The organism is Mycoplasmopsis pullorum (assembly GCF_001900245.1).
Classification (GTDB): domain Bacteria; phylum Bacillota_I; class Bacilli_A; order Mycoplasmatales; family Metamycoplasmataceae; genus Mycoplasmopsis; species Mycoplasmopsis pullorum.
Genome location: NZ_CP017813.1, coordinates 755,481 through 777,619 on the forward strand (window position 1 = coordinate 755,481; position 22,139 = coordinate 777,619).

Sequence of the window (22,139 nt, forward strand, 5' to 3'; positions counted from 1 at the left end):
TAGAAGGAAAATTAACTTTTCTTCTACTTTTATATTAAATATTAGAAAGGAATACATGAAAGAAATTAATGCAATTGAATTTGTTGATTTGTCCAAATCTTTCGGTTCAATTAAAGCGAATCAAAATATTTCTTTTGCTGTTAAAAAAGGAACTATTCATGCTTTAATTGGTGAAAATGGAGCTGGTAAAAGCACTTTGATGTCGATTCTTTTTGGTTTATATGAACCAGATAGTGGATATATTAAAGTTAATGGTCAACAAGTTAGTATTACCGGACCTAACGATGCTAAGAAACTCAACATTGGTATGGTTCACCAACATTTTAAATTAGTTAATGTTTATACTAATTTAGAAAATGTTATTCTTGGTGTTGAACCAAAACGCAAAAATTCTCCTGGTGTTATTGACTATGCTCCTGCTATTGAAAAAATCAAAACAATTCAAAATGTTTTTAAATTGGATTTTGATTTAAACAATAAAAGTAGTAATGAAGCAGTTTCAACTCGTCAAAAAGTTGAGATTATGAAGATGCTTTATCAAGATTCTGAAATTTTGATTTTTGATGAACCTACAGCGGTTTTAACAGACCAAGAAATTCAGGGTTTACTCGAAACCTTTAGATTGTTTAAAAAACAAGGTAAAACAATTATTTTCATTTCACATAAACTAAACGAAATTAAAGAAGTTGCAGATTATGCAACTGTATTAAGACACGGAAAAGTAACAGGAAACTTTAAAGTTTCTGATGTTTCAATTGAGCAAATGGCTCAAATGATGGTCGGAAGCAACATTACTCATGCCGCTAACACTGATCGTGGACAAAATATCAGTGACGAAGTTTTATTTGAAATGAAAAATGTTTCGACTAAATCTGCAAAACCTTTAAGAGATTTTAGTCTTAAAGTGCATGCTGGTGAAATTGTTGCTATTGCCGGAGTTGAGGGAAATGGTCAACAAGATTTAGAATATGTGGTTAGCGGATTGATGAATCCACTTAAACAAGAAGGTGTTGATAGTCAAATTAACTTGAAAAAAACCGAGTTAATTAAACGTAAATTTGACTTATTCTTTTCAAATAAAGTTAAAAAACTCTACTTTAAAACATTAGTTTTATTTTTCTTAATTTGTTTATTAGTCGCTTCTATAATTGTTGTCGCCATAACAAAAAATCAATTATTTAAAATGATGTTTATCACCTATATAGTAGTTTTTGCCTTGATTATTATAGGTTTTGGACTTGTTTTAACTCTTGAGTTCATCAAAATGAGCAAATTGAAAAAACTCAAGGACAACGAATATATTGATCTTAAAGATTATTCTACTTTTGAGCGTTCGCAAATGGGATTATCATATATTCCAAGCGACCGTCACAAACACGGTTTAGTTTTGGATTTCAAAATCTCTGAGAATACTCAACTTAGACGTCTTTGAGACAAGACACTACAATTTTTTGGTATTTTTAAAATCAAAAATATTAAAAATGAATTTAATTCAATTAAAGATAAATACGATGTACGTGGTACTAAAAATGGTATTTCACAAGCACGTAGTTTATCAGGTGGAAACCAACAAAAATTTATTGTCGGAAGAGAAATGAATAGTGAACACGATTTCATTTTAATTCTACAACCTACACGTGGATTAGATGTTGGTGCTATTCAAAATATTCACCAAAATATCTTAGAAGAACGTGCAAAAGGAAAAGGTATTTTATTAATTTCATACGAGTTAGATGAAGTTTTATCTTTAGCAGATCGAATTGTTATTATTAACAATGGTCGTAATGTTTTAAATAAAAAAGCGTATGAAGTTGATCGTACAGAAATTGGTGTTTACATGTCTAAACACAATAACGAGCAAGGAGGTCAATAATGAATTTTATTAATCAAAAGTTAAATTCTCTGCGTTCGTATTTAATGTTCGAAGATAAGAAAAATAATCGTAGACGGATTTATTCTTCAATTTGAGCAGTTATTATCGGATTATTTCTTTCATCATTATTTTATTTTATTAAAACCTACTCAGCAAATGCTGAAGAAGCTTCTCACCTGAATATTAATATTTTTTCGTTTATTAAGGAGATGTTTAAATCCGGTTTTGATAAAAACAATCGTTTTGATTTGCTTTCATATTTCTTATTTTTTGCTTTTACTGGTTTAGCAATTGCTATAGCTTTTAAATCTGGATATTTTAACATTGGTTCATCTGGACAAATGACTTTACCAGCAATTGTTTTCTTTGCAATTATAATTTCTACAAAAACTCCACTTTCAAAAGTTCCAACATCATATATAGTTGGTATGTTCTTTGTCTTTATTCTTTTAGGATTTGTTGTTGGTGCAATTTCTGGATTTCTAAAAGCATTCTTTAATGTGCATGAAGTTATTTCGACAATCTTTTTAAATTGAATTATTTGTTATTTAGCACAATGATTATTCACCAGAGGTAATTCAATTTTCTTTGAAGCATCAGATTCATCTAGTCAAATCGATAAGTTTTTAGATACAATAGTTGGTACACAAAAAATTAGAATTCCAAAAGCGATTAAATTTAATTTTATTTATTTTGGATTAGCACTTTTTGCATTTCTATCAGTTTCATTTTGATTAATGTATCGTTATACTACACTTGGTTATAAAATTAAGATGATTGGATTAAATCGTACTAACTCGCAATATGTTGGTGTTAATCAAAAATTAACGACAATTTCGGTTTTAGGTCTCTCTGGAGCTCTTAGTGGAATAGCGGGATTTTATTATTTAATAATTTATAATGGAAAAATAAGTGATGAAATTGCAAATGGTCCCTATCCTATTGCTTTTGAAGCAATTGCTATTGCTCTTTTAGTACTTAATTCACCAATTGGAATCAGTTTTAGTGCAATTCTTTATTCTGTAATTTTTACTTCAAAAGGTGACTTACAAGTATTAGAAGGTATTGCGAAAGTTGATAAAGATTTCTTCCCTATTATTACAGGTTTAATTATTTTCGCTGGTGCTCTCGGTTTACTTTTTGCTAAGTTCAAACCATTGAGATTTTTCACTAAATATATCTATTTAGCAACGCTAAAAGAATATTGATCTAAATTTAAAACACATAAACAAAAATCATTTAAGTCATTTATTTTGATTAATCAAAAACGACTACAATTGTTTAACTTTAAACATAAAAATAATTCAAAATTAAAACAAGAAGCTAAACCTTATCATGATATTATCGATCAAAAATTATTAGAAATTTCAAAAACAGATTCAGATTTAGAAAAAATGAAATTGTATGATGAAATCTATAAGGTTAAACAAGAAATTAATCAAATTTATAACTCTTATAGTGACTTAAGAAATGAAATTAATATCGAAATAGCAAAACGTACTGATAATAAAGTAATTTATGCTAACTTTAAAGAAGATTTATACACTCAATTCAAACAAAGAATTGATCAAAAATTCTTTAATAAAAATAAAGAGGAGGTAAAAAATGTCAATAATTAGTACAGTCATTTGTTCATCATTTTTTATCTTTTGTATCTTGTTTTTAGGAACTTTATCAGGAATTTTTAGTGAACGTGCTGGTATTGTTAATATTGCAATCAATGGATTTATTATCTTTGGTGCAACAATGTATGCATTAATTACTTATATTTTTACTGATAAATTCGGTAATCAAACAGCTATTTCTCCATGATGACAAATTCTTACTTCACCGCTAGCGGCATTACTAACTGGTGCCTTTGCTATGGTTTTTGGTTATACTACCATCAAATTAAAATCAGATCAAACAATTTCAGGTTTTGCTATGAATGTACTAGTTGCTGGAATTGCTTTACTTATTTTTCTTTCGATTCGTAGTGCTCAAGGTGAAGGACATGTTGTTAGCTTTAGAAAAACAAATGAACTTGCGATTGGAAAAAGTTTTACCAATATCTCAAACTTAATCAGCTACAAAACTTTTGTCGTTATTGCTATTGGTATTGCAGCATTCTTTGCATTAAAATTCACTCGTTGAGGTGTGCGTTTTCGTTCGGTTGGAGAAAATCCACAAGCTTCAGACGTAGCTGGAATTAATGTTTTAAAAATGAAATGACAAGGTATTTTCATCTCAGGATTTATTGCTGGAATGGCTGGAGCAATTTACTCGCAAATTCGTATTGATACTGTATCAACCACCGGTGATGTCCAAGGTCTTGGTTTCCTAGCTTTAGCAATTATGATTACGTCACAATGAAAAGTGCACTGAGCAGCATTAATTTCATTAATGTTTGCATTATTATACGGATTCAGTTACTACGGAATTACTTCTATTCAAGCACTGAACAACTTAAAAATTCGTGAATTGTTCTACACATTACCATTTTTCACAACACTCGTGATTATGATTTTTACATCAAAACGTTCCTTTGGGCCAGCTGCAGCTGGGATTCCATATGACAAATCGCAACGCTAAAAATCATTTTAAAAATAGTAGTTTTTGAGCTGCTATTTTTTTAATTATTTTTTGCATCAAAAAAATAGAAAGTGATAAAATAAATAAGCAATATTTAATTGCAGAAAGTAGATTCACTTCTCACCTGATGGCCATAGCCTTGGGTTTTGCTACAATTAAATGTATCATAATTATTTTTTCTGATACCTTTTTTAGTAGAGAAGTGGCACAACCACTTTTTATTTTACTTTTATTTCAAAACAAAGAATTTATTCGTCACAGGAGGGTTATTATCAGACCAAAAATGAAAAAACCTAGTGCTGAGCACTATGTAAATGAAGCAATTCCTTTTAAACAAGTATTTTTAATTGGAGCTAACGGAGAAAAAATCGGTGTTACATACACAAATGATGCTATTGAACAAGCTAAAAACTTAAAAATGGATTTAGTTTTAATTCAAGCAGAACCAAAACCAATCGCGAGAATTTTAGATTATGGTAAATTCAAATACGACCGTAAGAAAAAACAAAAAGAAGTTAAGGAAAAACAAGCGACTGTTCAAAATCGTGAAGTTAGATTAACGCCAATGATTGGTGAAAATGACTTATTAACCAAAAGTCGTAAAGCACGTGAATTTTTACTCAAAGGTGACCGAATCAAGGTTTCACTTAAATTACGTGGACGTGAAATTGGTCGTCAAGATTTAGGTCTTGCAACACTTGATAAATTTTTCAAAACGTTAGAAGATATTGCTGAAATTACAAAGGAAGCAAAATTGGTAAATGACCGATTCCTTGATATGAATCTTCAACCGAACAAACAAAAAATTGCAAGATATCTAAAAGAAAAAGAACTTAGTGACAAAAGCAAAGAAAATGTTACTAAAGAAGGAGAATAAATGCCAAAAATGAAAACCAAAAGTGCGTTAAAAAAACGTATTAAAATTACAGGAACAGGTAAAGTTTTAAGAGAACAAGCTTTCCGTTCACATTTAGCACAAAACAAAACTACTAAACAAAAACGTCACGCTCGTAAAGCTGCTTTAATGTCACGTTCAGACATTAAAAGATTCAAAGCAATGTTTTAGTATTTACAATTTTGTCCAATTTGAGTGACAAAATCATCAATTTTAAATTTATAATTACACAACTTCAGAAAGGAAATTTAAAATATGGCAAGAGTTAAAGGTGGAACCGTTACAAGAGCAAGACGTAAAAAATGATTAAAATTAGCTAAAGGATACTTTGGACACAAATCAATCGGTTACAAAGTTGCAAAACAAGCTGTTGTTAAATCATGAACATACGCTTTTAGAGACCGTAAACAAGTTAAAAGAGACTTCCGTAAATTATGAATCGCACGTATTAATGCTGCAACTAGAGCACACGGAATGAGCTACTCAAGATTTATTAACGGATTAAAACAAGCTAATGTTACTATTAACCGTAAAATGCTTTCAGAATTAGCTATTAACGAACCTAAAACATTCGAAATGTTAATTCAATTAGCACAAGGAAAATAATTTTCAATTTGAAATTTTAAAGCAGGAAACTGCTTTTTTATTTATCGTTTTTCTCACTTTCAATGATATAATCATTGCACAATAAAATTAAGGAGTCAAAATGTTAATTGCAATTAGTGGAATGATTTCGTCTGGAAAAAGCACTTTGGTTAAACAACTCTCAAAACTTTATCAAAATCAAAGTCTTAAATTAGATGAGTACGAGTCAAATGACTCAATTTTCGAAAGTTTACTTGATTGATTCCTACAACACAAGCCGCATGTAGGATTAAGCTTTGACATTTATGTCATGGACAGTCACGTCCAACGTGTTGAAAATATTCGTACACAATTTGCACAATTGCAATTAGACGAGCAAAGCGACTTTATATTTCTTGATCGTTTTCCACTTGAGCACTACATTTTTGCCTGCATTGATTTTGCAAGTGAGCAAGATCAACATTACCTGCAAATTTACAAAAGCGGTATTGCTGAATTAGTCACACCAACTTCATTACCAGATTTTGTCATTTATCTGGATATGGATTTTGAAACATTTAAAACTCGTTTACTCAAGCGCTCTCGACCAGCTGAAATTAACAACTGAGATGCAAATTTAGAATATTGAGCTCAATTACACTCAATTTACAAAACTAAATTCATCCAAATTTGCGAAGAATTTAATGTTAAATATCAAATTTTAGACACAAATAACAAAAATGAAGAGCAAGTTTTAGAACAAGCTAAAGCAATTATTCACGAATACCAACAAAGTTTAAAGTTAAAGGAGCAACATGAAAATAGCAATTAGTGGAATGATTTCATCTGGCAAAAGCTCTTTAACTACATCTTTAGTTGAGTATTACTCCAAATTTAAACCTGCTACTTTTTTAAGTGAATTTAAAGAGGATGACATTGTCTTTCACAATTTATTAAAATGACACCTACAACGTCGCGCTAATGTTACATTAGCTTTTGAAACTTATGTTATGGATTCACACATCAGTGAACTCACAAACATCGAAGCTCAAATGAAGCGAAAATACGACGAATTTGACATCTTTTTAGACCGTTTTTGTGTTGAGCACATTATTTTTGCTCAAAACGCATTTGATTTAAGTTCACGACATTGAAAATCTTACAAAAAAATGGTTGATCAAATGATTAATCCAACTAACATTCCTGATTTTGTTATATTTCTAGATGTTGATTTTGACACCTTCAAAAAACGTTTATTTAAACGCAATCGTAGTGCTGAAGTTGACAATTGAGATACTAACTATGATTATTACAAAAAAATGCACAGCACCTATAAACAAAATTTCATTGATTTGTGTCACGAATATAATGTCAATTATGCAATTATTAATACAAATAATTTAGATGAAAATGAAGTTTTAAAAGCTTCGGTTGATTTAATCGAACAAAACCGAAAAAAACTAAAAAATGAAAATTAAGCATATTTTTTATGCTTTTTTTCTTTTTTGCTAGAATTAATACATGAACAGGACAGTTAAAAACAAATCATTCTCTCAAATTGGATTTATGTTTTTCATTATCAATTTTGTCGTTGGTTTTGGATTTGTATCTACAATTTTGAGCGTTTTAAATCTTAAGGTTTATGGACTTTTGGTCATTATTATTACTTCTTTAATTACTCTAGGAGTTGTCCTCCTATTTTCGCGTCTGGCGACAAAATTCAGTGCTGAATACGGTAGTTCGTATTATTATGCAAAACAAATCAAACCTTCAAAATTTGCCAAACATTTTACATTTTTAAATGGTTGAATGCAATTTATTCAAGGTCCGATTCTTTCAGCAGCAGCTCCATTATTTATTGCAGATGCTATTTCAGTAATCACGAACAATTCGACTATTATTTCAATTATTCGAGCAATTTCGTTTATTTTTTACATCATTTTAATCTTCGTTTCAACTTTTGGTCTCAAATTAAACGGAAAAATTATTCTAGCTTCAGCAATTGTTAAATGATTAACGTTATTTTTAGCTTTAAGTATCACAATTTATCTTGCTTTTGTGGATCATCAATTTAGTCAAAACTTACAAACGAATAATAAGGTTAATATTTATTTAATCATCACTACTGTTATTGCTTTTATGAACGCTTTTGGTGGATTTGAAAGTTTAGCCGGAATGACTAAAGAAGTTAAAACTAATAACATTCGTAAAATTTTATTTATTGCTTTTGGATTTACTTTTAGTTTTTATCTTATTTTTTATTTAGTTATTTTAGGTGTTAATTCTCAAACATTAAATGGACAATTTAGCAATATTTTTAAACGCGTTTGATCAATTACAGGTTTAGTTGTGTTTGTTATCGGAACAATTTTTAACCAAATTTCATCGAAACTTTCATACACCGTAGTCAACGCTCGTTTATTAATACCACTTGCTGAAGATAATTATTTACCACGTTTTTTGGTCAAAAGAAACAAATACGGAGAATTCAGTAACGCAATTTATTTTTCATTAGTTGTAACAATTTTTTCTTTGATTGTCTTTTGATTAATTCCGGAAGTCTTTAAAATCGGAGATTTCTTGATTTCAGTGATTAATATTGGTACCGTAGCTTATTTATTGCAATATATTTTAACTTTTGTTTGTGCATTTATTCTCGAAAAACAAGAAAAGATTGAACGCATTCCACTTTGAGAAAAAATAATTTATTCAATTTCTTTTATTGCTTTAATTGTTTTAGTTTTCACCTATCTATTTCCATTTATCTTATTCGTGAGCTGAAGTATCTATAATACAATTACTTTGGTTTCATTTATTGTTGCTGTTCTTTTTGGTTACGTACTTTATTTTTGAGCAAACCGCAAATAATTTTCACAAACAAGTTTAATTCTAACTTTTAGAAATTGGACTTGTTTTTATATTATAATGATAGTTATAGAACTAAAAAGGAGTAATATGTCTAAGAAAATCAGTATTAGTGTTAAGGATCCAAAAAAATTAATTTTTATTCTTGAAGAAGACGCAAAACAAGGTGATTATATTGACTTAAATGACTTAAACACACTTGATTTTAGTTTCTTTTTAGAACATGTTGAGTTAATTAAAGAACAAAAATATCGCGAAGAATTAAAAAATAAAGAACAACAATGAAAAGAAATTAATGAATCACAAATGCGAGCTCTTAAATTAGAAGTTGAACAAGCTAAAAATTCTGAAATTCAAGACTTAGAAAATAAAATTTTTGAGTTGAAAAATAAATGAGCAATCGAATTGAAAAATAAAGAAACACAAAAAGATATTGAAATTGAAAAACTCAAAAGTCAAATTCAAAACTTAAACCAAATCAAACAAAGTGAAATCGAAAAACAAATTTCACAAAATAATGTTGAAAATAATCTAAAACTAGCTAATTTACAGAATAAAATATCTTTATTAGAAGAACAACATAAGTCAGAATTAGAAAAACAATTATTGCAACTTCAAAATGAAAAAAAATTACTTTCTGATTCGCTAGAAAGTCAAATCAATCAATTAAAACGCACTAAAGAGCAAGATGTTGAATTAGCGGTAAATCGTAAAATTCAAGAACTTCAAAAAGTACAAAAAATTGAGATTGAAAAACAATTTGATCAAATTTTAAAAAACAACGAACAACAAATTGAGTACTTAAAAGAAGGAAAAAATAAATTAGAGGAAAAATACAACGCACAATTAATCAAACGTAGCTCGTATACAACTAAAGATTACGGTGAAGATTTTGAAAATCAAATTGTTTATGAAGTGCAATCATTTATTGCTCCACTCGGTGAAGGTTCACCTTATCGAATTCAAAAAATCAATAAAACTACTGATGGTGAAAAATTAGATTTTGCGATTAATTATTTTTATGACAAAAAAAACATTGGTTCAATTGTAATTGAAGCTAAATCAAGAATTAGTCAAAAAGGATCAACAAAAAATGCTGATTGATTAGATAAAATCGAAAAACAACGTATCAAAAATCAACATGAATACGCTTTATTAGTTACTGAATTAGATCCAGAAAAGAATTTTTTGGTAGAAACTGATATTAATTATCCTAATATTTTTATAGTTCGGCCTGAAGTGATGATGCAAATTATTGGTCTTCTTTACAATATTACACTCAAAAAATACATGCTCAAGTCTGATGAAATGAACTTTTTAGAAAAAGAAGAAATTTTAAGAGAATTTAATAGCTTTAAAGATGATTTACTCAAAACTGCATCAGAAAAAATCAATAGCAAACTCAGCGGATTACTTAAAGAAGCAAACTCAATTCAAAATTCGGTCAATAGAATTAATGAATTTATTGAAGATATTCAAAAAGCAATTAATTCAACATTAATTAACAAAATTAATAAATTTAGCATCAGAAAAAGAGTAATTGATAAGATCGAAAATATTGAAAATGACAGAAAAAATCAAGAATTTATCTTAATCGAAGAAGAAAAGAAAAAACTTTTATAGAAAAAATACAATAAAACTGAAAAATAAATAATTTTAAATTATTTTTTAGGAGATATATGAGTAAAAAATACAAGAACGTCGCTCTAGCAATTGCTAGTGCGACACCTGTAGCGTCAATGTTAGTAGCGACAAGTGCAAGTACAACAGCAGAAATTACCGAATCACGTTTAATTTGATTAGTTGATAGTCAACCAAATTTAGACGATACTGCTAAACAAGCTTGAAAAGACTATTTTACTTCACTTAAATCAAGTAACGCATATATTAATAGTAATTTATTTGAATTTTTGGAAAAAAAAGTTTTAGTATCGAATGATATTTATGAATTTAAACATCTACATGAAACTGATAAAATGACATTATTTAATAAATTAAAAGACATTACTAATGTTACTAGTGATGATTCAAAAATTTATTCTGCTAAGCATCTTTTAAGGTTTATTGCTAGTGCAAGCGGAAATTCACTTGCTAAATTTATAGATAGAATAAGAAGTAAAAATCTACCAAAATCTGATGTTTTAATTAATGAAAATCTTTTAAAAATTGATTTTAATACAAATGATGAAGAATCTAGTCGAAAAGTTTCAACCGCTTTAAGAATTATCAATGAAAAAATTTATGCAGTCGAGCAGATTCGCAATAATTCAATTTACGATCCAACTTCTACATCTAATGAGAATCGTTTTATTAACCTTAATATTCGTGGTGAAATAAGACAAAAAAATTCCGAAAAAGATATACTATTAAACCATATCTTAACAATCCCTAACAATCTCCAATACGAAGAATTTGCAGGTTTTTGAACAACCGAAATTTCTAGACTGAAATTAGCTTCTTATATCAATGATCAATTAGATAATTTATCTAATCCTGATGTTCGAGATAAGTTTCCGGAGATTTCTCAATATAATTGATATACATTAGATGATGCGAAAAATTTCGTAAAAAATACTAGTTTAACATCTGAAAATCGCTACAGTTTTGCAGAAAAAGTTCGTGCAGTTCATTATTACATTGAAAAAATGCTTTGATTGGCAGATTTAAAAAATTATGCTAATAATGAAGTTAAAGAACAATGGTTAGCAACACCTGACGCTTCTAAAAAAGGTTATATAGAAGCTGATTCGATTTTTTGATTGTCTCAAACAATGATGAAATACGACACCGATGAAACAATGAGAAATGAATTTTACGATGTCATCAATATGAATTTCACCAAAGCTCAATCTACTTTTGACACAATATTATTTGTAAATCATTTAAAACATTCACTAGAAAAGAAATCACAAAACTTAGATGAACAAGCTCAAAATTCAAACGCAAAAACTATTAAAGAAATTCAAGATAAAATGATTAATTCACTTTATTCAACTCCTGATCAATTTTCTGATGGAACTAGTTTGTTTGAAAAGGTTAATGTATACAACAATGTGCTATTCGGAATTCGTGAATTATTATATCTAGATAATGTTTCTCCTGAAATGACATTAGATTTCTTCAAGGAAATGAGTGAAATATATACTGATAGTGAAAATTTAAAAGATCCTGAGAATGTAAAAAGTAACTTAAGTAGAAAAATTAGTGAAATAATTAAATCTTCAAAATTGGCTAATGAAACCAATGGTGAAATTGCACCTGAGCAAGCTGATTTAGTTGGTAAATGAGCTGTTTTTGAATTAATCAATTCAGCGTCATTTTTAAGTGATCAAGAACGTAGTGACTTTATAAGTCAATTAAACAATTTAGTATATCCTTACGTAGATCATCAAGATCCTCAACAAATTCAAACACAGGTATTGGTATTATTTAACCGTATCAAACAAACCGGATTAATTAAAGAATTAAACCTTAGCGCTACACAAAAAGCTACTTTAACTTCATTATTAACAAATTTAGCTGTTGATGATTTAGTGAAATCACAAAAATTGCAACAAATTTTAGAAGTATTAAAATCAACCTTATATGATGCTAAAAATTCAGTTGCAACACAAGATATGGTGAAAGATCTTTTAATCAAAGATTCAATTTTAAATGAAGATCATTTAGATAATTTAATCCACAAAGTTAATGCAATTGTAGTATTGATGCAAAATGATGGATTAAGTAAACAAGATAAAAATGCTATTTTAGAATTAATCAATCAAGTGGATTTAACCTTAAACATTGTAGAATACAAAGTAAAATTAGACGAATTATTAAATCAAGTTAATACTCTTAAAAAAGCTCAACAAAATTTAGCAAACTTCATTGATGAAGTTAAAAATCTTTTAAATGTCAAAGATTTTAATGGTGATTTATCTAATTTAGACTCAGATTCACAAAAAATCGACGCTTTAAAAGTTGCAGCGCAAGCTGTGTTGAACTTAGCAAATAAAGCTAGCGTTGCTGGAACTACTGTAAAACAATACAGCGATGCCAAAGTAGCATTACAAAATGCAGTTCAAGCACTTGAATTTAATAACTTTAAGATAAACATTGAAAAAGAAATTAATGATCTAAAATTGTTAAGTCCAAAAGAAAAAGGATACTTTATTGATGAATTAACGAGTATTGATCCAACCGTAAAAACAAAATTATTTGAATTATTAACTAATGCAAATAACCTTGAAAGTGCTAAAGAAGCTTTAGTAAACAACGCGCCAAATAACTCTTTAAGCGCTGACCAAATTCAAGAATTATTGAAAAAATTGAGTTGGTTCTCAGAGGAAAACATTTATAAAAAATCTGTTGCACAATTAGCTAATATTCAATCAATTAATCAAGCAGTGGTGACGTTTAAATCTAAAACTTGAGATGCTGATCAAAATGCAATCAATGAATTGAAAAAAGCGATTTCAAATACTGATAAATTAACATATCCAAATTCAAGTTCTGATTCTGTGCTAGAGCGAATTATTGATAACTTAAATGCACAATTAACCAAAGAACTTGAAATTGCTAATGCAGAAATTTCTTTAGTAGAAGGAATTGTAAACGCAGATGATGCACAATATTGAAGTGCTTACAAAGTTTTAAATAGTTTTGATCAAGCGGATCAAAGTTTTAAAGAAAAATTAGTTGAAACTAATTTCTTTAGTTTAGTAAAACAAGACTTATCAAAATTAAGTGGTGAAGATATTCGAAAATTAGAATCAGTCCAAAAGAATGATGCTTCTGAAATTCTTTATAGTGCTTACCAAAGTAAAATTGCTACTTTAAAAGAAAAAAGAACACAGTTTTCAACTTCTGGCCCAAGTTCAAAAACACAAGCAGTGAAAATTGCTCTATCAACTGCGATCCCTAGTGTGTTATTAATTATTTTAACTGCTGGATTATGATACTTTTTAGTCAAAAAACGTAATAATAAGTAATAACTTTAATGTCCCCAGTAGGGACATTTTTGTTTTTGAATCACAACCATCCTAAAATGTAATTTCAAGAAAGGGGACAATTAACTTTAGTTGTTTTTCTGTGGATAAATAAAGCAAAAAAGTTAATAAAAATTGCTTTTTTTGATATAAAAAATAACTTTTCATTTAAAATTTATGTTACTATGAATAATATGAATAAAGAATTTGATGCGATTGTAATTGGTGGTGGACACGCGGGAGTAGAAGCAGCTTTTGCTCTTGCAAAAATGAACCAAAAAACCGCTTTAGTGAGTTTTAATTTAAAACGTTTAGCGATGATGCCATGTAATCCCTCAATTGGTGGTCCAGCAAAAGGAATAATCACACGTGAAATCGATGCACTCGGGGGTGTTCAAGGATATTTTGCGGATTTAGCTATGATTCAAATTAAAATGTTAAATGAATCAAAAGGTCCTGCAGTGCGTGCAATCAGAGCACAAATTGATAAAGAAAAATACTCAGAAATTATTTATGAGGCGTTACAAAAGACACCGAATTTAACCTTAATTGAAGCTGAGGTATCTGAAATTCTAGTCGATGAAAACAACTGTGTTACAGGAATAAAAATTAATGGTGAGACTATTTTAAGTGCAAAAGCTTTAGTAATGACTACCGGAACATATATGAGTTCACGAATTATTCGGGGACAAGAAGTAACGGTGAGTGGTCCAGATGGGGAGAGAACAACATTTAGCTTATCTGACTCACTTAAAAAGCTCGGTTTTACTCTACAAAGACTTAAAACTGGTACTCCGCCACGGATTTTTACCGATTCAATTGATTTTTCGAAAGTCGAAAAGGAGAAATTGGACGACACAGCACTAACTTTTTCAAGTCGTTCAAATGTTAAGTTACCAAATCAAATCTCTTGTTATTTAACCTACACTACGCCTCAAACACACGAAATTATTAAAGAAAATGTTCATTTAAGTGGAATGTATTCAGGTGTAATTGAAGGAGTTGGTCCGAGATATTGTCCAAGTATTGAAGATAAAATAATGCGTTTTCAAGACAAGGAAAGACATCAAATCTTTTTTGAGCCAGAAACTAAAGAAGGGGACGTTATGTACATCAATGGTCTTTCAACTAGTATGCCAATTGATGTGCAAGACAAAATTGTTCGTTCAATACCTGGTCTAGAAAATTCACGAATTCAAAAATGAGCTTATGCAATCGAATATGATGCACTCGATCCTTTAGAGCTGACTCCGTCATTAGAGACTAAACGAATCAAAGGACTTTTTACAGCTGGACAAATTAATGGTACCAGTGGATACGAAGAGGCTGCGGCACAAGGTTTAATGGCAGGGATTAATGCAGCACGTAAATTACAAAACAAGGAGCCAATTGTTTTACAACGTAATGAAGCATACATCGGAGTTTTAATTGATGATTTAGTAACTAAAGGAACTAAAGAACCATATCGTATGCTGACTTCACGTGCAGAATATCGTTTATTATTAAGAAATGACAATCCTGATTCACGTTTAGCAAAATATGGTTATGAAATTGGCTTATTAAGCGAAGCGGAATACCAAGCAATTGAAACAAAATATCAAATGATTGATGACAAAATCAAAGAATTAGAAACTAAATTCTTATCATCGAAGGATCCGGTTGCGAAAAAATACGGTATCGAAAATGGTGTTAGCTTGCTAAAAGTTATCGCTCGTCCTGATGTGGAAAGTGTAGACATTTTAGGAGAATTTCCATATAAAAATGAATTAACCACAATTGTGAGATTAGATGGTTATATTAAAAAACAAGAAAGTCACGCAAATAAAATGCGTCGTTTGGAAAACTTTAAAATACCAAGTGACATCAATTACGAAAATGTACAAAATTTAGCTACTGAAGCAAAACAAAAACTGGAAAAAATTCGTCCTTTAACAATTGGACAAGCATCAAGAATTAGCGGAATCAATCCAGCTGATATCCAAATGCTTTTATTTTACTTAGAAACAAACAAAAAAAATGAAAATTAATTTAATTACAGTCGGAACTTTAGATAAGAATTTTAAAATCTTATTTGATGAGTACATTCGTAAAACTGGTGCTTATGCAACAATTAACGAAATAGTTATTAAAGAACAAAAAAACAAAAATATTGAATTAATTAAGCAGAAAGAAACTCAGTTAATTTTAGAAAAAATTCCAAAGAATTCAGATGTTTATCTTTGTTCATTGCGTGGACAACAATATGATAGTGTTGAATTTTCATCACTTTTAACCAAAGATAATATTACTTTTATTATCGGTGGTAGTGACGGAGTGGTTGAGGAAGAATTTTCATTTGCGAAAAAAATTAATTTTAGTAAAATGACCTTTCCACACCAGCTTTTTAAAGTCATGTTAGCTGAACAAATTTATCGTGGATTCTCAATTTTAAATAATAAGAAATATCATAAATAGAATACTAATCAAGCATTATTTAGTGCTTGATTTTATTTTGCTTAAAATATTACTAAGTAGCAATATATAATGTATAATATTACAAATCAGTAATATAAAATAGGAGTTTTATGTCAAAACAAGTACTAAATTATGTTTTATTTCTCAAAAATATAATTTTTTCTAAAAAAATAACATGATTGAGTCTGATAATCTTTTTGTTATTAGATTTAATAATTTCCATTTCTTTAAATCTGTTAAAAATCGATTTTAATGGATTTTCACCACTATATATCAACGTTTTTATTCAAATTTTATTTAGTATTTTCTATAGTTCATTAATTTATATAAGTGTTTTTAAAGAATTAGAAGAAGAAGGAATTGAAATATTAAGCTTAAGTAAATCAATTAGTCGGAAAAACATATTTTTTGGTAAGACGCTATTTTGTTTAAGTTTTAGTTTATTTTACAGTTTACTTTTTACTATTTTTAATTCGATTTTTGCTTTAATTTTTACTTATTCTTTAAGCTGAATTTTAGTTTTTGCACTTAGTTTAATCACCTTTTTTACTATTTTTAATTTCTTCGGAGTGATTTCATCATTAATTGCTTATAAATTGAATTCTAAAATTGCAATTACGATACCTTATTTAGTGAGTATTCCAGCAATTTTAGGTGGTATTATCGTTAATTATAATTCAACCAGCATTCCAAATAATTTTGCTTACTACCTAAATTTAAAATACGACAATAATTTATCAGGAAAAATTTCAAATTCAGAGTATTTTTATCTTAATAATCAAAAAGATAATTTATATCTTGTTCCAAATGGATATGCAAAAAATGAATTTAGCGATAAACAAAAAGAATTTATTACTCAAGCGTACAACAAATCAAAAAATTCAGTTAATGAATTAGCTTGATATTCATATTTAGTTGTACCATATCAATTTTTAGATATTTTTAACAATAATAAAACACAACATAATAAAAATAATTTAGACAATTATTTAAATTACAATAACTCAGATTCATACTTATACAACTATAAATTAGACCAAAACGCAAAATTATTTAATTATGAAAAAGATCAACAAAAATACTATTTAATACCATCATTATTGAAAAATCAAACAGAAAGAGAAAATATAGTTAATACAACATTAATTTATGCACGTGAAGGTGCTGATTCATTTAATCTTACTTTTCCAGAAGACACTTATGTTTTTTCAGCAAGTGATAATTTAGTTGGTGAATTAAAATGAAAATTCTTAATTGATGTTTTAAAAGATCAAAATTTTAACGATTATGCAAAAAAATTATTCGCTCAACTTGAAGCAAAAATCAAAAATGATGAACTAGCATACGCAAAAACCAAAATTTTGGAAGAAATTGAAAAAGAATTAAATAATTCAGATTCATTCTTAAATCGTTATCAAAATTCATTTGTTGCTCTTTTTGATGAAAAAATGATTGAAAATAAAACAATCAAAACTCTAAGCGAGAAAAAAATCTATTTAGCAGCAGCGTTAATTTATTATGTTTACTTTAATTTACAAGATTCAAAGATTTTAGAATCAATCTTATGAAATAATGATAATGGTACTTTTGAACCGCATCAATTAAAAGTACAAATTGGTGATTATAAATACAATATTGGTGGTTATTCGGCATATACTACAATGCAAGAAGTACGTGAAATTGATGGTGAGAAAAATGTAGTAATCCGCTATAATCTAGACTCAAATGAAAATTATATGTTCCAAAATGTTACAAATGTTTTTGAACTTTCACGTTCAAATCCAATCATTATTAAAGAAACTTACTTTATCATTTGAATTTTATTAATTTCACTTTTACTAACTATTAACGGAATCAAATACACCAAAAAGGATTATAAATAATGAATATTTTACAAATTAAAAACTTAAGCAAAATATATCGAAATAAAACAAAAGAAAGTGGTATTTTCAACTTAAATTTTAACGTTGAAAAAGGACAATTTCATGCTTTTATTGGTGAAAACGGTGCTGGAAAAACAACAGCAATTAAAAGTATTGTTGGTGCTTATTATGATTATCAAGGTGAAATTTTGATTAATAATTTAACAAATCGCGATTATAAAAGTAAACATTTTTTAGGTTATGTACCAGAACATGCGAATTTTCCAAAAGACATTAGTGTTTATAAGTATCTTTATTCACTTGCATTATTAAGTAATATTGACAAAAATGAAATTGAAGTCAAAATTGATCAATTATTAAAACAATTTGGTATTTTTGAACTTAAACATGCTAAACCGTTTAATTTTTCATCTGGTCAAAAGAAAAAGATTTTATTAATTCAAGCATTAATTACTAATCCAGAATTGATTATTTTAGATGAACCAGCAGCCAATTTAGATCCAACAGCAAGATTTAATTTGTTTAAATTGCTAAAAGAATTAAATCAAAACGGAACAACAATTTTTATTTCATCACATGTTTTGAGTGAATTAGATCAATATGTCGATTCATTAACTTTGATTCATCAAGGTCAAATTTTGTATAGCGGTGTCAAAAAAGAAAGTTTAGAATCAATTTTCTATGAAAAAGTTATTAAAAATTAGTTTTTCAAGTCTGATTTTTGCTGCTCCACTATTTTTAAGTGCCGCATGTACTAATACAAACGTCACACAAATTCAATATCAAAAAAAATTTTCGCAATCGGTTGATGCAAAATTAAATGACTTGGTTGAATCTTTTTTTGATAACGACCAAAAACAGATTCAAGATTTTTATACTAAACAACAACAAATTCAAAGTGATTTAATTAAAGAATTTAACTATGCAATATTATTTGCTCCTTTGTGAGATGTGAATGTTTATTCTAATTCTGGTGATAAAGTTAAACGAACTAATTTAGCAATTAAAAAAATCAAAAGCATCTTATATCAAGATTGATTTTGATTTTTAAATAATATTAAAAAACAAGTTTTTGTTTTTAATCCATATGGTAATTATTACGATGGTAGTGTTTATAGTTCTGATGAAAATCTTAAAGAAAAGATTCAAAACATGTACCAAGACAAAACGATTTTAGTGACTTTAAAATCTAATCATATTGAAAATATTCACGAAATCAAAATTACAAACTCAAAATATGATCAACTTCAAAATAAGAAATTACTCTTTATTCAATTCGAAGAAAATAAATTAGTGCCAATTTTGAGTTTTGAATTTAAAAACAAGAGATATTTGAGAGTTTTACCTGAATTATTAGTTGTAGAAAAAAGTGACAATTTAACTAATTTGTTAAGTGATTTGACAGATTCATTATTTGAAGCTAAAAATCTTTATGACGAAGAAGAAAGAGAATATCAAATTTCACTTGATCCGAATTTTGACTTTGAAAACTATTTGAAGAACAATAATGATGAAAAAGTTTTTGATTTTTATCGCTTAGGTAATTATTCTGAATTTTTAAAGCGTGCAATTATTAAAATTAATACACAAGGTCAAACGCAAATTAAAAGATATACATGAGGTTATGTTAATGAAGACAAGTAAATTATTTTGATTATTAGGTTCTTTGTGTTTAACACCATTAGCTATAACATCATGTGTAAATTATGAGAAAAAAGAGCAATTCGAAAAATATATTGACCAAAATTTAGATTATTATTCGAATTTTAAGAGTGATGAAATTAACAAAACACAAGAAATTTTAGACAAATTGCTCAAATTAGTCTATAAAAGCGATGAAAGTTCTAAGGTCGAGTTTTTAAAACAACAAAGCAGTTCGCAAATATCAGATTTATTTTATGAAGTTAAACAAAAATATTTAGATGTTTTTGAACGAAAAAACGAATTAGAATTGCAAAACGAAGAACTTGTTAAGGAATTAAAAGTATTGGAATTCTTTGCAAACATGAAACAAGTCGAAATTGCTCAAACCAAAGAAAGAATAAAAGCAAATAATGATAAATTATTAGATTTGAATTTCAAACAAATGGAATATTTAGAACAAGTTGATGAATTAATTAATCAAAATTGATATTGATTTTTAAGTAATATAAATGCTTTTGAATTCGAAAGTTTTAAATTACTTTCAATACAGTTTTATAGTGATTTAATGAGGGAAAATAATAACAATTTACCTGATGAATTTGCTCAAATCTTTAATTCAAACTACTTAAATTCACTTCAAGAAACAAAATTACCTAAAAAGAAAGTATTTTTGGATTCATATCTTGATAATTTGCAATTCGGAGAAGAATCTAAAGAATTAAACAACAGTGCAATTTATTATTTGGTAAAGGATAAAATGGTATTTCGAATTGCAATTTCAAACTTAAATTCTAATAATGCAAATATTAAAATCGCACCATTTATTTGATATTTTGCAAATAGCAAAAATCCTAAATTATCATTGAATTTAATTTCTTCGATCAATCACTATGCACTGATTCACAAATACGCAAGTGGATATAAGCAATATGTTTATGATTTAGTTAAAAAACAACGTTATGGTGAAGCTTCTTTAGTTTTACCAATAATTAAGGAATAAAATGAAATCAAAAATTATTAAAAATTTAGTTTTATTTAGTTTTTTCGGCACTACTTTAAGTGCTATTTCATGTTCTAATACTTCAATTAATAAGCGGCACGATTTAAAAATTGATGTTCAAACTAGTCATGATGAATTTGAAATTTTTGTGCAAAACAAAATGATCCAAGAGTTGTTAAAACTATGTTTTGGACACGATTCAAACGCAGCAAATGAATACGTAAATCAACAAAAAGAACTCAAAAAAGACTATAAAATGCAAATAAGTGCTGCCTTGCGTTATGCGAATCATATTACTTATTCCTTAAATACAACTAGAAGCGGAATTTGAGGATATCCAAAAGCGGAAACTTTAGAAGTTGCTGATGCAAAAATTGAAGAATTATTAAGTAAAAATTGACTCTTTTATTTATTTAATTTAAACAAAATGATTTTTGTTCAAGATGAAGATGATACTGGAAACGATCAAGAAAGCGTTGCCAGACGTGAAGAAGCAGATGAAAATTCTTTACTTTACAAAAATTTTTATAATCCAAAATCAAATAAAATTATTGATTATGTAATTCAAAAATACAGCGATGATGATTATTCGAGTGAATTTTATATCTATTTTTTAACTAATGAAGGATTTATTTTTAAAATTAATTTAACAATTTATAAAGAACAACAAAAACCCGAAATTTCAATCTTTGGATATATTTATACTTTTCCAAAATTACTTGAATCAAAAAATAAATTACGTGATTTTGATCTCAAAAAATATATTTTAGATACTCAAAGCTTTGCGGATTACGATCTTTATGGTTCTAATACAAGTGAAATTCTATTTTATGACAATTATGGTGGTACCAAATTAGTGTACGTTTTAGCAGATTTAAAAACTGATTAATTTTGTAATTACACGGAAAAAATGAAATTTCCGTGTTTTTTATTCAGTAAAATTGATTTTTTAGTTTAAAATATATGTAATGAAAAATATTACATATAATAAATTTTGTTTTAGTGATTTTGTGATCTCTTTGCATGCATTAACTTATTTATGACATAAAAAAGATTACGTTTCAAGTTCTGAATTAGCAAAAAATATCAACGCAAATCCTGTGCAAGTTAGAAAACTAATGTCAATTTTTGTCGAGAAAGGAATAATCAACAAAAAAGACGGAAGATTTGGTGGTTATATTTTTGCACAAAATGATTTGAACTTAAATGAGTTGGTCAAAACAATTAATTTTAATTTTATTAATGTTACGTGGTTAAGCGGTGGTGATTCTAATTGCAACATTTCGAAAAATTTTGCCGATTTTACAAATGAATTAGTTGAAAAACTCAATGAAACTATCACAAAAGAATTGTCTAATATTTCAATTTCATCGATTGAAAAACAATTAATAGAAACTAAGGAGTAAATATGATTTAGTAG

The 22,139-nt window shown here is 27.7% G+C and carries 19 protein-coding genes; all 19 read left to right on the plus strand.

Going from position 1 to position 22,139, the window contains the following annotated elements:
• Positions 1 to 55 precede the first annotated feature (55 nt).
• The 19 genes from BLA55_RS03125 (at position 56) to BLA55_RS03215 (ending at position 22,125) form a co-directional block, all read left to right on the plus strand.
• Positions 56 to 1,873, plus strand: a complete 1,818-nt coding sequence (locus BLA55_RS03125) for an ABC transporter ATP-binding protein (protein ID WP_073372631.1) — start codon at positions 56 to 58, stop codon at positions 1,871 to 1,873.
• Entirely contained in the window at positions 1,873 to 3,492 is a 1,620-nt protein-coding gene (locus BLA55_RS03130) for an ABC transporter permease (protein WP_073372632.1), read from the plus strand. Before BLA55_RS03125 ends, BLA55_RS03130 begins: the two co-directional genes overlap by 1 nt.
• Positions 3,479 to 4,444: an ABC transporter permease gene (locus tag BLA55_RS03135; RefSeq protein WP_073372633.1), complete on the plus strand. Its 966-nt coding sequence runs from the start codon at positions 3,479 to 3,481 to the stop codon at positions 4,442 to 4,444. The genes BLA55_RS03130 and BLA55_RS03135 overlap by 14 nt, the downstream gene beginning before the upstream one ends.
• A gap of 283 nt (positions 4,445 to 4,727) precedes the next feature.
• A complete protein-coding gene (gene infC / locus BLA55_RS03140) occupies positions 4,728 to 5,321 on the plus strand; it encodes a translation initiation factor IF-3 (protein WP_073372779.1) in 594 nt (197 codons plus the stop codon).
• On the plus strand, positions 5,322 to 5,510 hold the full coding sequence (gene rpmI / locus BLA55_RS03145; protein ID WP_073372634.1) for a 50S ribosomal protein L35: 189 nt from the start codon (positions 5,322 to 5,324) through the stop codon (positions 5,508 to 5,510).
• Between the two features lie 84 nt (positions 5,511 to 5,594).
• Entirely contained in the window at positions 5,595 to 5,945 is a 351-nt protein-coding gene (gene rplT / locus BLA55_RS03150; RefSeq protein ID WP_073372635.1) for a 50S ribosomal protein L20, read from the plus strand.
• Positions 5,946 to 6,045: 100 nt separating this feature from the next.
• On the plus strand, positions 6,046 to 6,735 hold the full coding sequence (locus BLA55_RS03155) for a deoxynucleoside kinase (RefSeq protein WP_073372636.1): 690 nt from the start codon (positions 6,046 to 6,048) through the stop codon (positions 6,733 to 6,735).
• Positions 6,719 to 7,381: a deoxynucleoside kinase gene (locus tag BLA55_RS03160; RefSeq protein WP_073372637.1), complete on the plus strand. Its 663-nt coding sequence runs from the start codon at positions 6,719 to 6,721 to the stop codon at positions 7,379 to 7,381. Before BLA55_RS03155 ends, BLA55_RS03160 begins: the two co-directional genes overlap by 17 nt.
• Before the next feature lie 43 nt (positions 7,382 to 7,424).
• Positions 7,425 to 8,771: an APC family permease gene (locus BLA55_RS03165; protein WP_073372638.1), complete on the plus strand. Its 1,347-nt coding sequence runs from the start codon at positions 7,425 to 7,427 to the stop codon at positions 8,769 to 8,771.
• An 87-nt stretch (positions 8,772 to 8,858) separates the two neighbouring features.
• A complete protein-coding gene (locus BLA55_RS03170) occupies positions 8,859 to 10,391 on the plus strand; it encodes a DUF2130 domain-containing protein (RefSeq protein ID WP_073372639.1) in 1,533 nt (510 codons plus the stop codon).
• 56 nt (positions 10,392 to 10,447) lie between these two features.
• Complete coding sequence (locus BLA55_RS03175; RefSeq protein ID WP_073372640.1) at positions 10,448 to 13,741, plus strand: hypothetical protein; 3,294 nt, start codon at positions 10,448 to 10,450, stop codon at positions 13,739 to 13,741.
• Between the two features lie 191 nt (positions 13,742 to 13,932).
• Positions 13,933 to 15,765 carry a tRNA uridine-5-carboxymethylaminomethyl(34) synthesis enzyme MnmG gene (mnmG, locus tag BLA55_RS03180; protein WP_073372641.1) on the plus strand — a complete coding sequence of 611 codons (1,833 nt, stop codon included), beginning with the start codon at positions 13,933 to 13,935 and terminating at the stop codon, positions 15,763 to 15,765.
• Entirely contained in the window at positions 15,755 to 16,192 is a 438-nt protein-coding gene (locus BLA55_RS03185; RefSeq protein ID WP_073372642.1) for a 23S rRNA (pseudouridine(1915)-N(3))-methyltransferase RlmH, read from the plus strand. Before mnmG ends, BLA55_RS03185 begins: the two co-directional genes overlap by 11 nt.
• Positions 16,193 to 16,302: 110 nt before the next feature.
• Positions 16,303 to 18,075, plus strand: a complete 1,773-nt coding sequence (locus tag BLA55_RS03190) for an ABC transporter permease (RefSeq protein WP_073372643.1) — start codon at positions 16,303 to 16,305, stop codon at positions 18,073 to 18,075.
• Positions 18,075 to 18,779, plus strand: a complete 705-nt coding sequence (locus BLA55_RS03195) for an ABC transporter ATP-binding protein (protein ID WP_073372644.1) — start codon at positions 18,075 to 18,077, stop codon at positions 18,777 to 18,779. The genes BLA55_RS03190 and BLA55_RS03195 overlap by 1 nt, the downstream gene beginning before the upstream one ends.
• Positions 18,757 to 19,719 (plus strand): aromatic motif membrane protein, encoded by a 963-nt coding sequence (locus tag BLA55_RS03200; RefSeq protein ID WP_073372645.1) that lies wholly within the window; start codon positions 18,757 to 18,759, stop codon positions 19,717 to 19,719. Before BLA55_RS03195 ends, BLA55_RS03200 begins: the two co-directional genes overlap by 23 nt.
• Positions 19,706 to 20,719, plus strand: coding sequence for an aromatic motif membrane protein (locus tag BLA55_RS03205; protein ID WP_157089922.1), 1,014 nt, complete (start codon positions 19,706 to 19,708; stop codon positions 20,717 to 20,719). The genes BLA55_RS03200 and BLA55_RS03205 overlap by 14 nt, the downstream gene beginning before the upstream one ends.
• A gap of 1 nt (position 20,720) precedes the next feature.
• Complete coding sequence (locus tag BLA55_RS03210; protein ID WP_073372647.1) at positions 20,721 to 21,608, plus strand: aromatic motif membrane protein; 888 nt, start codon at positions 20,721 to 20,723, stop codon at positions 21,606 to 21,608.
• Positions 21,609 to 21,687: 79 nt separating this feature from the next.
• A complete protein-coding gene (locus BLA55_RS03215) occupies positions 21,688 to 22,125 on the plus strand; it encodes an Rrf2 family transcriptional regulator (protein ID WP_073372648.1) in 438 nt (145 codons plus the stop codon).
• Positions 22,126 to 22,139 lie beyond the last annotated feature (14 nt).